The sequence below is a fragment of the Bradyrhizobium huanghuaihaiense genome, assembly GCF_007830635.1.
GTDB classification, from domain to species: domain Bacteria; phylum Pseudomonadota; class Alphaproteobacteria; order Rhizobiales; family Xanthobacteraceae; genus Bradyrhizobium; species Bradyrhizobium huanghuaihaiense.
The window spans coordinates 1-13,779 of record NZ_VLLA01000062.1; the positions used below are offsets into that span (position 1 = coordinate 1).

Annotated in this window: 11 protein-coding genes and 4 pseudogenes; 8 read left to right on the plus strand and 7 right to left on the minus strand. The window is 59.5% G+C overall.

Annotated elements, in window-relative coordinates; genetic code table 11:
- A partial coding sequence (locus IQ16_RS43730) for a transposase (protein ID WP_208751671.1) occupies positions 1–343 on the plus strand: 343 nt, incomplete at its 5' end.
- Between the two features lie 287 nt (positions 344–630).
- Here the strand turns inward: IQ16_RS43730 and fcl are convergent.
- On the minus strand, positions 631–1,638 hold the full coding sequence (gene fcl / locus IQ16_RS43735) for a GDP-L-fucose synthase (RefSeq protein WP_011084445.1): 1,008 nt from the start codon (positions 1,636–1,638) through the stop codon (positions 631–633).
- Positions 1,610–2,695, minus strand: a complete 1,086-nt coding sequence (gene gmd / locus IQ16_RS43740; RefSeq protein ID WP_014498053.1) for a GDP-mannose 4,6-dehydratase — start codon at positions 2,693–2,695, stop codon at positions 1,610–1,612. The genes fcl and gmd overlap by 29 nt, the downstream gene beginning before the upstream one ends.
- 1,332 nt (positions 2,696–4,027) lie before the next feature.
- Here gmd and glmS point away from each other — a divergent pair.
- On the plus strand, positions 4,028–5,854 hold the full coding sequence (gene glmS, locus IQ16_RS43745; protein ID WP_011084447.1) for a glutamine--fructose-6-phosphate transaminase (isomerizing): 1,827 nt from the start codon (positions 4,028–4,030) through the stop codon (positions 5,852–5,854).
- Between the two features lie 320 nt (positions 5,855–6,174).
- On the opposite strand, the gene IQ16_RS43750 is transcribed toward glmS, so the two are convergent.
- Both IQ16_RS43750 and IQ16_RS43755 read right to left on the minus strand, forming a co-directional pair.
- Positions 6,175–6,408: a cold-shock protein gene (locus IQ16_RS43750; protein ID WP_018647867.1), complete on the minus strand. Its 234-nt coding sequence runs from the start codon at positions 6,406–6,408 to the stop codon at positions 6,175–6,177.
- 839 nt (positions 6,409–7,247) lie between these two features.
- Positions 7,248–7,604, minus strand: coding sequence for a hypothetical protein (locus tag IQ16_RS43755; RefSeq protein WP_014498051.1), 357 nt, complete (start codon positions 7,602–7,604; stop codon positions 7,248–7,250).
- 340 nt (positions 7,605–7,944) lie between these two features.
- On the opposite strand from IQ16_RS43755, the gene IQ16_RS43760 reads away from it, so the two are divergent.
- On the plus strand, positions 7,945–8,391 hold the full coding sequence (locus tag IQ16_RS43760; protein WP_018647864.1) for a tyrosine-type recombinase/integrase: 447 nt from the start codon (positions 7,945–7,947) through the stop codon (positions 8,389–8,391).
- Between the two features lie 17 nt (positions 8,392–8,408).
- Here IQ16_RS43760 and IQ16_RS43765 read toward each other — a convergent pair whose 3' ends face one another.
- Positions 8,409–8,717 (minus strand): hypothetical protein, encoded by a 309-nt coding sequence (locus IQ16_RS43765; protein ID WP_244437128.1) that lies wholly within the window; start codon positions 8,715–8,717, stop codon positions 8,409–8,411.
- Between the two features lie 463 nt (positions 8,718–9,180).
- Between IQ16_RS43765 and IQ16_RS47160 the strand changes: the two genes are divergently transcribed.
- The 3 genes and pseudogenes from IQ16_RS47160 to IQ16_RS43785 all read left to right on the plus strand — a co-directional run bounded on the left by IQ16_RS47160 (position 9,181) and on the right by IQ16_RS43785 (position 10,642).
- Positions 9,181–9,480 (plus strand): type II toxin-antitoxin system RelE/ParE family toxin, encoded by a 300-nt coding sequence (locus IQ16_RS47160; RefSeq protein WP_014498049.1) that lies wholly within the window; start codon positions 9,181–9,183, stop codon positions 9,478–9,480.
- Positions 9,481–9,531: 51 nt separating this feature from the next.
- Positions 9,532–9,837 (plus strand): annotated as a pseudogene (locus IQ16_RS43780) (HigA family addiction module antitoxin).
- A 589-nt stretch (positions 9,838–10,426) separates the two neighbouring features.
- Positions 10,427–10,642 (plus strand): hypothetical protein, encoded by a 216-nt coding sequence (locus tag IQ16_RS43785; protein ID WP_018647863.1) that lies wholly within the window; start codon positions 10,427–10,429, stop codon positions 10,640–10,642.
- Between the two features lie 954 nt (positions 10,643–11,596).
- Here the strand turns inward: IQ16_RS43785 and IQ16_RS43790 are convergent.
- Positions 11,597–11,794: pseudogene (locus tag IQ16_RS43790) on the minus strand (transposase); the annotation flags it as partial.
- Positions 11,795–12,299: 505 nt separating this feature from the next.
- On the opposite strand from IQ16_RS43790, the gene IQ16_RS46260 reads away from it, so the two are divergent.
- Positions 12,300–12,788: a hypothetical protein gene (locus tag IQ16_RS46260; RefSeq protein ID WP_026312792.1), complete on the plus strand. Its 489-nt coding sequence runs from the start codon at positions 12,300–12,302 to the stop codon at positions 12,786–12,788.
- A gap of 136 nt (positions 12,789–12,924) precedes the next feature.
- Positions 12,925–13,498: pseudogene (locus IQ16_RS43800) on the plus strand (IS66 family transposase).
- A 30-nt stretch (positions 13,499–13,528) separates the two neighbouring features.
- Here the strand turns inward: IQ16_RS43800 and istB are convergent.
- Positions 13,529–13,779 (minus strand): annotated as a pseudogene (gene istB / locus IQ16_RS43805) (IS21-like element ISFK1 family helper ATPase IstB); the annotation flags it as partial.

A 13,779-nucleotide genomic window follows, 5' to 3' on the forward strand; every position in this document is an offset into this window, starting at 1 on the left:
TTTCATGAACAGCGTCACCGCGACTTTTCCGAACCGCAAGCTTCACGTCATCCTCGACAACCTCAACACCCATAAAAAGAACGAGGACTGGCTCAAGGCCCACCCCAACGTGCAATTTCATTTCACGCCGACAAGTGCGTCATGGCTCAATCAGGTCGAAGTATGGTTTTCCATCTTGCAGGGGCAGTCGCTCAGCGGCACCTCCTTCACGAGCCTCAAGCAGCTTCAGGAACACATCGATGCCTACGTCAACGCATACAACGACAGAGCCGAGCCCTTCGTCTGGACCAAGAAAAAGGTCCGTCAACGCCGTTTCAAAGGCCGCCGTATCACTCAGCTCTGATTCCGGGTACTAGGTTTGCTAGTGTGACGCGCGAAGGAGCTTAGGACCACTTCACGGTTCTTTACACATCGAGAACTTCGCGTGCTTGGTGCCAAACTGGGCGCATCTTTTCGGCGGTTAACAGTCGGAGATCCGCTGCTGCCGCCCCAGGTTTAAGCGGCGCCGGGTATTCACGGAGACCTGACGCCCAAGCTCGACCAAAGGAGAATCGGTGCTCTCTTGATCAAAAAGGAGGGCTGACAGATCATCGCAAGGCTCAGCCCCTTCGGAACATTGCTCGATATGATCTAGCCGGTGATGCAGGCTGCCTTGTCGAGAACGAGCAGATCACTCTGGAGCCGTCCGTCTCTCTCAGCGCAAAACACCCGGTATGCCAGCTGAATGCCTTCCGTGAGCGAGGTGGTGGCTCGCCAGCCGAGTCTGGACAGCCGACTAACATCCAGCAGCTTGCGCGGCGTTCCGTCCGGGCGCGACGTATCCAAGCTGATTTCACCGCGAAAGCCGACGGCGGCCGCGACCATCAGTGCTAAATCGGCGATGGTGATGTCCTCGCCGGTGCCGATATTGACCGGTTCCGGCGACGAATAGGTCTTCATCAGGTGCACGCAGGCATCCGCCATGTCGTCGACATAGAGGAACTCGCGCCGGGGCGTGCCGGTGCCCCACACGATGACGCGCTTCGCTCCCGAAACCTTCGCCTCGTGGAAGCGGCGGATCAGCGCGGCGACGACGTGGCTCAGCTCGGGGTGATAATTGTCGCCGGGGCCGTACAGATTGGTCGGCATCACGCTGATGAAGTCGCTGCCATACTGGCTGCGATAGGCCTCCGCCATCTTGATGCCGGCGATCTTGGCGATCGCATAGGGCTCGTTGGTCGGCTCCAGCGGACCGGTGAGCACGGAATCCTCGCGCAGCGGCTGCGGCGCCAGCTTCGGATAGATGCAGGACGAGCCCAGAAACATTAGCTTCTCTGCGCCGTTCTGATGCGCGGCCTGGATCACGTTCGCGGCGATCGCGATGTTGTCGTAGATGAACTCGGCGCGCAGCGTGTTGTTGGCGACGATGCCGCCGACCTTGGCCGCGGCGAGGAAGATCACTTGCGGCCGCGTCCTGGCGAACCAGTCGAACACGGCGGCCTGGTTGCAGAGATCGACCTCGCGCCGGTCGACCGTGACGAGCCGCACCTCCTCCCGTGCCAGCCGGCGCACCAGCGCGGCTCCGACCATGCCGCGATGGCCGGCGACGTAGACGCTCTTGCCCCTCAGCTCAAACGGTGCGTTTGCCACTGGCCGCATCCCGTTTTGTCTCCGCCAGATCGCTCGTCATCATCTCCTCGACGAGCTGGGCAAAGCTGCGCTTCGGCGTCCAGCCGAGCACCTCGCGCGCCTTGCTGGCGTCGCCGACGAGAAGATCGACCTCGGTCGGACGGAAATAGGTCGGATCGATCTTCACCACAATCTTGCCGCTCGTCTCGTCGACGCCGGTCTCCTCGACGCCCTTGCCGCGCCAGGCGATGCGACGGCCGACATGGGCAAAGGACAGCTCGACCATCTCGCGCACCGAGCGCATCTCGCCGGTGGCGAGCACGAAGTCGTCGGGTTTGTCGGCCTGCAGGATCTTGTGCATGCCCTCGACATAGTCCCTGGCATGGCCCCAGTCGCGCTTGGCTTCGAGATTGCCGAGATAGAGCGTCTGTTCCAGCCCGACCTCGATACGCGCGACGCCGCGGGTGATCTTGCGGGTCACGAAGGTCTCGCCGCGGATCGGGCTCTCATGGTTGAACAGGATGCCGTTCGACGCGAACATGCCGTAGGCTTCGCGGTAGTTCACCGTGATCCAGTAGCCGTAGAGCTTGGCAACGCCGTAGGGCGAGCGCGGATAGAACGGCGTCGTCTCCTTCTGCGGGATCTCCTGCACCAGGCCGTAGAGCTCGGAGGTCGAGGCCTGGTAGAACCGCGTCTCCTTCTCCATGCCGAGGATGCGGATCGCTTCCAACAGGCGCAGCACGCCGATGGCGTCGGCATTGGCGGTGTATTCCGGGCTCTCGAAGCTGACGGCGACGTGGCTTTGAGCTGCGAGATTGTAGATCTCGGTCGGCCGGATCTGCTGCACCAGGCGGATCAGATTGGTCGAATCCGTCATGTCGCCATAGTGCATCAGGAACGGAACGTTGCCGACATGCGGGTCCTGATAGAGGTGATCGACGCGCGCGGTGTTGAACGAGGACGAGCGCCGCTTGATGCCGTGCACGACATAGCCGAGCGACAGCAAATATTCGGCGAGATAGGCGCCGTCCTGACCGGTCACGCCGGTGATGAGAGCGACACGCCCCTTTGAGTTGCGAACCGTCATGGTCTTCCTTAGTTGCACCGGAAAGAGCTGCACTCTGAGAAATCATTGCGAAGCCGCTTCTCGAAAAGATCGATATGCGGATGCGCGCTCCATCGCAATTAAAGGATACGCTCGGCAAGCCAAGTCATACACCGGACTCAGGAAAACACACCATATACATTGATTTAGGTGGACTGAATGATGCCGGCGCATGAGCTTCAAAGATGAAAGTCGAGCGAACCCTCGCAACGGCGACGATCCCAAGCAGGCGGGATGGATGGTAGGCCCTGTTAGACGCGCTCGGGGGCGCTTTGCCTCCTCGCGATATTTCTGGGGTCCTTATCTTTCCACGCGCGCAGGTATGTTTTCCGTTTGGTCCCTCATGGCGCGGAAGAGTGACGTGGTGAGACTTCCGACTAGAAGACGTAGCCTTCGCGGCTCATAATCAGCGCCGCTTTGCTAATTGCGGGTAGGCAATGGACGGCCTGATGCAAAACAGAATGAGAAAGAAAGGCAAACGTTGGTATAGACTTTGTAACGTTTCGATATCGAAATCTTACGTTCGTACAATGGAGCTTTGATGCCAGTCCTCTAACTTGACCGGGCATAAGTTGCCTCTGTCCAATCATGAAAAGTCTCTTAAACCCTCATCGCAAGTGTGTTTCCAGCAAGTCGGGAGCAGCTGCGCAAAGAGATGAGCAGGGACTATGCGGAACGTGGGCAGATCTCATCTTTCTGTCTGAAATGGAGCGAAGCCCAGACGAAGCGTCACTCGCCCGGGAGAATGATTAGTGAGACGCGAGGACTCAGTTGTTGCCATATTGACCGTGCCCGGCAAGCTGGCATCGCTTCTCGCTTCTTCTGAGAACACAAACTGCGTCCTGAAATGGCTCCTCGGTGAGAGTGAGCCAAGCAAGATAACCTGCTTCACCGTAGGATAATTGGCTTTCCGTTCTGTTCGAATGCCCTCAATCTATGGAGCGAGACTATTTGATACATCTTGGCAGCGGCTTGTTGCGCCGGCGACAGTTAGTGAGGCCGTCGAGCGAGCCTGTTTGGGCGGACTTGGATGCGCCGTGCAGGCGCACTAGCGCATCTGATTCTGCTTCAGGCAGTCACGCCAATGGCGATGGCATCGCAGTGTTTCTTCGATCGGCCAGCCAAAAGCGGAATCTAGCTGGGCGAAGCGATGATGGCCGGGAGATCTAAATGAGGCCAGAGAATGCGGCGGTGATAAAGGCGCCCGCTGAAAATCCCGAACCTAAACCTGTTACCTTTGGGCAAACGAAGTTTGCGACGGTGCTCCTGTTGGAGGAACGTCAGACTTCTTGAAGCTGGGCTGCATGGATTGATATGTGTGGAATTGTTGGCATTTTGGGCCGTGGTCCGGTCGTTGATAAGTTGGTCGCGTCGCTCAGGCGATTGGAATATCGTGGCTACGATTCCGCGGGCCTCGCAACTCTCGAAGGAGTCCGGATCGAGCGCCGCCGCGCCGAAGGTAAGCTGAGGAACCTTGAGGAGCAGCTGCGCTATTGTCCGCCGTCGGGGCATGCTGGCATCGGTCACACCCGCTGGGCGACTCATGGAAAGCCGACCGAAAGCAATGCTCATCCGCATGCGACGGAGAATGTCGCGGTCGTTCATAACGGGATCATTGAGAATTTCCGCGAGCTGCGAGCCGAGTTGGAGCGGAATGGAGCCGGCTTTAACTCGGAGACGGACACCGAGGTAGTGGCGCATCTCGTCGATTCCTATCTCAAGAATGGCTACTCGCCGCAGGATGCGGTACAGGCGTCACTGCCGCGACTGCGTGGTGCCTTCGCGTTGGCATTCCTTTTCAAAGCGAACGACGATCTTTTGATCGGTGCTTGCAAGGGCTCGCCGCTCGCGATCGGACATGGTCGCGGCGAAGTGTATCTAGGCTCGGACGCAATTGCGCTCGCACCTTTGACCGACACCGTCACCTACCTTGAAGACGGCGACTGGGCCGTGCTTACGCGCGCAACGTGCGTGATTTATGGTGCAGACGGCTCTATCGTCCAGCGGGAAACATCAAAATCTGGCGTATCAGCGCTCCTTGTGGACAAAGCGAATTACCGCCACTTCATGGCCAAAGAAATTCACGAGCAGCCGACAGTGGCCGGCAAGACATTGGCGCATTATCTCGATGTTGCGGCCAAACGCGTCGCCCTGCCGCTCGCGTTGCCCTTCGACTTTAATTGCATTCAGCGCATTTCAATTACTGCGTGCGGCACGGCTAGCTACGCTGGGCACATCGCCAAATACTGGTTCGAGAGGCTCGCGCGTTTGCCTTGCGACGTCGATGTAGCCTCTGAATTCCGCTACAGGGAGGCGCCTTTGCGCCGAGGCGATCTCGCAATAGTCATCTCGCAATCGGGCGAAACCGCTGACACATTAGCTGCCTTGCGATACGCCAAGGGCAAGGGCTTGCATACGATATCTGTGGTTAATGTACCGACGTCGACGATTGCGCGCGAGAGCGAATCCGTTTTGCCTACCCTGGCAGGGCCAGAAATCGGCGTCGCTTCCACCAAGGCATTTATCTGCCAGCTGATGGTATTGGGGGTGCTTGCCGTCAGAGCAGCTAAGGAGCGGGGTAAGCTGTCTGAAATCGATGAATCGCAGCTCGTGCGCGAGCTCATTGAGGTGCCGCGATTGATTGCTGCGGCCCTGTTGGTCGAGCCCCAGATTGAGAAGCTCGCGCGTTATATCGCCGGCGCGAGGACAGTACTCTATCTCGGTCGTGGCACATCGGCCCCCTTGGCCTTGGAGGGCGCGCTCAAGTTGAAGGAAATTTCCTATATCCACTCAGAGGGCTACGCCGCCGGCGAGCTCAAGCACGGCCCGATCGCACTGATCGATGAGGCTGTGCCTGTGGTGGTGATCGCGCCTTACGACGAGGTCTTCGAGAAGACCGTCTCTAACATGCAAGAGGTGGCCGCTCGGGGCGGCAAGATCATCCTGATCACCGATGCGAAGGGTGCGTCTGAAGCGATGGTAGACACGCTCCTGACCATCGTGCTGCCGGCAATGGTCGCAAGCTTTACGCCGCTGGTCTATGCCATTCCGGTCCAGCTCTTGGCTTACCATACCGCGGTCGCAAGGGGGGCGGACGTGGATCAGCCGCGTAATCTTGCAAAATCGGTCACGGTGGAATGAGGCTGGAGAAGTTAGTATCAAAGCATTGAGGTCTCGGCCTCGAGCCATTCGGCGCGGGTTTGGTGGCCTAGGTTCTGCGGGGACGGAATCCGACAAGTTCCCAATCCGGGTCGCTCGTAGCTGTCGTGCGGTTTTGGTGAACTTAGCTGATGCTGCCATCAGCCTCGTATAGCAGAATCGACTAGCCTAGGGGCGATCCGGGATGTTGCACGACTGGGACGGCGTTCATCACGCCCGTCCACAGCCCTGTTGCCCTGGTCGCCATCGACCGGAACAGGTGGTCGTCATCGATCGGAAATGGTGGTCGCCATCAATCGGATTCACTGGTCGCCGTGCCCCGGAGCGCGCAGCCTGACTTCGACGGCTCTGTACTTCGAGCGCTGTTTATTGAAACGAATACCGAAAGTCACGCGCGTGCCGGACACCAGATCAGCCCCTGCGCAGCCGCGAAGGTCCGATATGTGCACGAACAAATCCTTGCCGTCGCCATAGTCAGGCCGAATGAACCCCCAGCCCTTTTCAACGCTGTACGACACTACTGTTCCGGTGCGCATGTTTGTTCCACGGTCTTGCGGCTCGATATCGCCGCCTACTACTCCGGAGCTGCGGGTGCACTTTCCGTTCCTAACTCGGCGGCGACGAGCGCGAGCGAAGATGAGCGCCACCACTTGAACATCCTGACTCACCTCGCCTCACAGCAAACCGGCGGGGCGGACCAGGCGCTAGAAGCGACGAGCCCGCCCCTAACATTACCGCATCTGGAGACTCGGTGATGCTGCCCAGGACCGAGCAAGGGTCGTGCCGAATCGAGAATCGGAGATTCTGCAGGCGCTTCGTGGCGGGCTACAGGGTCAAGGTGTTCGCTTTGGTCTGAAAACTGATGGCCGACGGGGGCACTGTCCGTCCCAGTTGGTCCCGCCGAACTTCGGACTGCAGGCTCACGCTCGCGCCGCCAAATTGCCCCGACAACGTGCTGCCCATCACGGCCCAGCGCATTCTCTTGCACGCCCGGCCTGTACGCGATGGCGGCATTCATCCGACCTGCTAAGCACACAGAAATTTCGCTGGCGTATTGAACAGCAGGCAAGCGGGCCTTTTAATCGATCGTCTCCCTTCGGACGCGCACCCGTTCTCCAACACGCTGTGCGCGATTGAGGCTCGAAAACTACGCAATCACGAGCTCGACCATCTCCATCTCAGAATCACTGAGCCTCACGAGGAGGAGCATTCGCATGGGTAGTCGAGCAAGTAGCGAAGCTGGACTGGGGTGATTGTCAGGCTTGCCAAAGGTGCGTTCACCTCGGAGGTAATAGAGCGCCATCGACCCTATTTCACGCTTGGCGAATTGCTCAGCTAGCCGCAGATGACGGCCCGCTCTAAATGATCTTATCTCTCAGCCTTTGCTGAACGATTTCGACCAGAACTGCTCCGCGAAATCCAGATGGCACTTCATCACGTCCGAGGGAGTTTTGGAATTGGCAAGATTCTTCAGAAGATTGACCTGAGCGTGCAGAGAGGAAGCAGCCAGCTTTGACCCGTCCTTCAACGCCGCAGCGAACAGGTCTGTTGTCTCTTCGAGGGATTTTTTCCATTCCGGAGACGCAAATGAATGGCTTGATGCAGCCCTCGCTGATTCTCCAACATCGTGCGTGGTGCCTCCCGCTTCAGAGGCTGAAGCCTGGGCGGCCCGTTCGGGCTCTGGATGGGTCTTCCGTTCGCGTTTCTCGTATTCGGGACCTCTCGCGGTCATTCAACGTCTCTCCGTCTAAACAGGATCGCAGCTCGCTGCGTGGTCTAGATCCGACCAAGAGCTTCGGAAAGTACCACAACCGGCAACATGTCGAACCTATCTCATTTGGTAGCACTTGCTCATCGGGATTGCTTAAGCGGATATCCGCACCATTTGCGGGGTATGCGAACGACCGCGAGATTTGACTGAGAATTTCCTGCACGGCATGAAGAAAGTTGGTGGCAAGGAAGTCGAGAAGGACCGCGTTCTAACACTCGACGAACTGAAGCCTTCTTTGCGATCCTCAACGATGAGGAAGCGGGCATCACGGATGGAACGCGCTTGGCGCTGAAAGTCCGTATTGCTGACAGCCCAGCGCCGGGGCGAAGTCGCGAGCATGATGCGTTCCGAGCTTCACGGCCTACACGGGGAAAAGCCCCACTGGATCATTCCCGCTGTACGGACGAAGAACAAGAAGGCGGAGCACACAGTCCCGCTCTTCCCGACTGCCGTCAAGTTGATCGAGGCGGCCTTGGAGATCGGCAAGCCAGAGAAGGGAGAGGACCAAGGCAACAGACCCGTCGTTGCCAGTCGCTTCGAAAGCGTTGGGGTGCTTGCGAGCCACTGTATGAGCCAGGCTGTGCGGCGCTTGTTGGAAGACAATGAGCTGGTAGCCTTTACGCCCCATGACCTCAGGCGTACAGCCGCGACCATCGTTCATGCGTCTATGCGCGATGGCATATGTTCGAAGAGAAGCGAGAAGCGATTCCAGCGGATTGAAAAGCATTTAATCACAATCACCGGTTAGCAAACTTCTGCGACACTTCAGCTCCCCTCTCGTCTGTATCGAGCCAGTGCTGTCCGCTCCTCTGCGCTAATGCCCATGAATGTTACGCCGTTGTACCCGCCGTTTGAAAGGGCAGATCGCACGTCATCCGTCGAAGCGCCGATATCGTAAGCGATGTTAGCGAACATATATTGCTGGGTGTCGCTCTCATTGTTCGCGATCTGGGTATTAAGGTGATTGGCGGCGCGATGCGCAACCGCGTTATAAACCCGCTTTTTTTTGCGCTGCAACTTTCGGTTCACGCCACTGTAGTATCTGAGTTTTGGTTTGACGGGGAACCGAATCATGATCAGGCACCAAACACGCCAGCGCCCACGAGACGCCCTCTAGAAGAGCGCGTATGCGTGCAGCGATCTTGCCTGCCTCCTTCGGCCCAGGTTGAGTTTCACGCTATCGAGTATGCCCAACACTGCCTGAGCCTCCTCGGCATCAAACGTCGCGACTTGGCGATCTGCCGGGCTCAAAGACTGATCGGCGGCCCGGGCCTGATTGGCTGCAAGCACCTCAAGCGCTTGCGACCGCAGGGCTGTGATCTGCCGAAGATTTCGAGTGTTGATTGTCACCGCCCATTCGGACCCACAGTAGATAGCTGCACGTGACTCGGCGCTTTGACGTGAACCGAGGAAGCGCTGTCCCTACCACTCACCGCTAACTTCACCATGGTCAGCCCAAGCAGCGGAAGAAGCTAACCGGGATGCATATTCGGCGAACGCCCCTATCACAACTACCAGGATTGGTCGTAGCCAGCGCTTGGCGATCAGTTGTGATCTTAGGCAGTATGGCCGCGCCACTAGCGGCGAACCGGCTGCGTCGACAAGAGAATGCACAAGCGCATCGCGCTCTCATCCTGATTGTCGCGCTATAGGAGTTCGTCTCGATACGCTCAACGAAGCCGTCAACAGTTCCGAACTGAAGCTGACAGGCAACGATTTCCACAAGCTGGCCGGAAAGTCCGTGCGCTACACGATTCACATCAATGGCCCGTGGTGCATCACATTCGAGTTTGAAGGAGGCGATGCATTCAAGGTTGACTTTGAACAGTACCACTGAACGCAGAATACCGAATAAGCCATGAGGGCTCCGACATGCTGGAGAGCATCAATGGCAGAGCAGAAGGCTAAGCGCGATCCTAACCGCTGCCCGTCTCATCCGGGCGCCGTCCTTGATGAAATTCTACAGTACATCAGGAAGTCTAAGACCGAGATTGCAGAAGCGCTGGGATTCCAGGCAGCATCTGCACGACATCCTCGCGGAGAAGAAGCCGGTCAGTCCGAACGTGGCCGCCCGGATTGGAAAGCCGGTCGGCAACGGCCCGGCCATCTAGCTTCGTTTGCAGGCAGCCCCCGATGCGTGGCACGCCGACGCGAAGTTGATGTCAGCGAGATCAAGATGCTGGAACCGGCTTAGGGCGACGAGTCCGGGTGCGGGGTCGCCCAAACGGTGTCGCAAGCGATGGTAGCCAGCCCGTCCTCGAAGACAGGGGCTGGCCACCTTTACGCCCGAGAGGTTCAAATTCCCCAAGGTGCTACCATTGTATGGTGGAGAAGAACTGGAGAGCACCTACCAGTACCGGTGGGGTGCCGCGCCCCGCGTGCATGTCATATTGAAGCGCTCGGCCCGCAACTGTTCGAGCTGGCTCCGCTCATAGGAGTAACCGCCGTGCCTAGGACCGATGTGGGGGCGGCAATCCAAGCATTCACGGACTACGCCCGTAGGCCAAGCCATACCCCGGCAGAAGACACCTACGGGCCACAGCGAACTGAAGAGCAGCTGGCCGCTCGGCGATTCCGGGTTGAAGTTATCTGCTCAAAAATGGACGCGGTGGCGGAGTGCCCTCTTTCGACCTTAGCCGAATTCGAGGCGCTCAGACGCGAGATGGGAAAAGATTTTCCCCCAACGCCACCCGCTTTACTCAACCATGTAGTGGACGCATTTTTACGTTGTGGGTCCTACCCGCGCGGCCGGATGACCGACCCTTAATCGTGGACGGAGCCAAATGATGCTTGGCACGTTCTCGCTGCACAAGATCGACCACGCTATACGCGACCTAGAACAAAAAGTCGCCCACGGCGCGGAAATCAGCCGCGAGGAGCTTGCGAGCGGACTGCGGATTACGAAGCATCTTCGAGATGAACTCGAAGTGGCGCTCAAGGTGATCGATGGCTTAAAGGATCATACCGGTCCCGGGTCGACAGGCCGCACAAGGTGGTAGCCGCGATCTAAACAGCGGGAACGTTAGCGGCCACGTGGCTCGGCGCCCGCTTGGAGAAAAAGCGCTCTCCCTACCACGCGCCAGCCTCAAACAGCGGAAGAAGCTGACGGTGGGATACATTCATCGCAAAAAGCCGTGGCACAACTACCAGAACCGGGGTTGCAGCCTCGCGGGGCTCGGGGATCAGCCTCAGATCGCAGGCAGTGCGGGTGAGACTCGGCGCCGTTCGGTTGCGCCGGAGCGGACGCTGTCCCTGCCCCGCCCGCACTGCCGATAGTTAGCGGTCACGTGACTCGGCGCTCAAGTAACCCCCACGCATACACAGGGGAAGCGCTGTCCCTGCCACGCGCCGCTAACCCCCACACGGCCAGCCTCAAAGCAGCGGAAGAAGCTGACCGGGAGGTCATCGCTCGCAGAACGAGCGTAACTTACAGAACCGGGAATGGCCCGTGATTTAGAAGCAGTGGGCGCGACACGGTGCCGACCGACCAGGGGGGCTGAGTTGAAGCACCTGCCGCATCCGCACTGCTGGTGAGTTTAGCGGAAGGTGACACTCCACCCCACTGCTCTGGAAACCCCAGCAATGTCCGTGCCACCCCCGCTAAACCCAACAACCAATTATTGGGACTAGCTTACTGAAAGCTGACGAGACTGCGCGCCCATTCACAAAACGAAAAGCGGCCCACGGGGCCGCTTGCCGTGGAGACAATAAAGACGTTCAGGCCGCAGACGAAAGGCGTTCGGCTCGCTTACGATCAGCGGCAGCCGCACCACGACGACGGCCCGGATCGGCAGTTCTGTGCGTCAAGTTCAGCAAAATCGATTATGGGATCCGGCCGAGCCATCCCCTCGGAGCCGCCGTCGCTCGCTTGCGCAAAAGCGTAGCCCTGGCGAGCGACGGCGGCGGAGAGGGGGGCGTGCACCCCCTTGGTGGGCCTGAGCATCGTCAGGCCGCCGGCGTAGCGCCTCCTTGTGCTCCTTCGGCAGATCCATGTTTAGATGGCGATGGTCCTCGAGCCAGGCCTCATGGCGCTCGACGGTCAGCGCCCGTACCAGCCTTAAACAGCTCTCGGCATTGGGGAGGATTCGCACGACATAGGTTCGCCGCCTGATCTCCTCGTTGAGGCGATCGAGCAAATTGGTGAGATGTCTCGGTGCCAACGTTCCCGCTGCGGTGTTCTACATCGTGGAGTATGGTGCGACCATCGGGACAGCGGCACCGGGAGCACGAAGTGCGGGCAGGCCGATGTTATTCCAGAGCCGAGAGCTCGAGTTAGTAGCTGGCGGCCGCCTCCGTGATGGGCTCGAGTATCCCGAGGTCACGCGGGTCGAACTCGATCGAGCGGCGCCCCCTCCACCGGCGTATCGGCGCGGCCCGCGCCCATCTGCGCCATGTGCATCGCGATTCTCCGCGCGCGCTCACCTGCTGCGGACCTCACCATCGAGATCGAGCTCGGAGGGGGATGGCATCCGCTGCGAGACTCATGCCCAGGGCACGGCCGTCGAGAGGTGTCCGGGGCTGGAGAACATCTGCATTCTGCAGCGCGTCGTCGGTCATAAGGTCACCTGCAGGCGGTACGATCGCGCGAACGATGTTCTTGTCGATATCGCCCCTCCAGCCTGGAGGTCGGGAGTAATGAGATGGGGAAGTAATGACATGGATTGGCGCCGCGACCTCATGCTGTGGCACCCGCGTCTGTTCCTCACGACGGCCGAGGAGCCTAGTCGCTCGTTCGGCTACCCGCACTGCGAGCGAGGGTGGCAGGATATCCTGGTCCGGCTCTGTCGCAGGATCGAAGTCGCGCTCCGCGACGGCGAGACCTTCGAATTCGTCCGCATCAAGCAGAAGATGGGCATCCTGCTCGTCGACTGGGACACCGAAGCCTCGAAGTCCACCGAGTCCGCGATCGGCCATGCAGTTGACCTGGCCGTCGCCCGCTCCGCCTGCACCTGCGAGATTTGCGGCGCGGAAGGCCGGCTGCATGCCAACAAAGGGTGGCTCGAAACCCGCTGCGCAGAGCACGCGGCCGGCGATCCAGTGCCGCCCCACTTGGGGCAGGGCTTCGACAACGTCCGCCGGCTGCGCCGCCGGCGAGGCCAGGCCAGCGTTTACTACGCGCTTACGACCGCGACGCCGACACTTTGACCGAGGTGCCGCCGCCCTCGCCGCAGCAGGAGCGCTAAGATGGCCAGATTTCGCTGTAGCGCCTAGGACCAGCAAGGCGAGTTCACCTAGCCGCGCCGGCGAATGCGCCGTCCGGCATCTCAATGGCTATCGCGGCATCCTCCAAGTGGATGGCTACGCCGCCTATAACAAGCTCGCGCGATCCGATCGCGGCGATGATGGCATCACGTTGGCCGGCTGCTGGTCACACAGCCGGCGCAAGTTCTATGAGCTGCATGTTGCAGGGAGCTCGGAAGTGGCAACGGCGACGCTCGAGCGGATGGCGAAGCTCTGGCAGGTCGAGAAGACCGTGCGCGGTCAAAGCCCCGACGCCCGCGTTGCCGCGCGCCAGCAAGCCTCCGCGGCTGTCGTCGCAGATCTCTTCGATCTCTGGCAGCAGACCTTGCGGCGGATCTCCGGCAAATCAAACTGCCGAGGCGATCCGCTATGCTGTCTCGCGCCGTGCCATCTTCGAACGCTTCCTGCTCGACGGCCGCATCGAGCTCGACTCCAACATCGTCGAGCGCGCCATCAGACCGCAGACAATTACAAGAAAGAATAGCCTGTTCGCGGGCAGCGACGGCGGCGGACGAACCTGGGCGACCATCGCAACACTGCTGCAGACTGCGGATTTCACGGATCGTGAGCATCGATTTCGCGCGATCGTGAGCACTGAATTCAGACGATCGTGAGCAGCCCGCTACGGCCGATGGGAGATAGAGTCAGTGTTCTGGTTGGCCGTCAAGGGTGATGGTTTTGGCGCTGCGTTTTCGCATGCTTTCTCCGGTGAGCTGGAGGCGGTGGGCGTTGTGGACGAGGCGATCGAGAATGGCGTCGGCGACCGTGGGGTCCCCAATGGCTCCATGCCAGGTGTCCACGGGGAGCTGACTTGTGACGATGGTGGATGCGCGGCCATGTCGGTCCTCGAGGATTTCGAGCAGATCGCGGCGTTCCGCGGCGGTGAGCACCGATA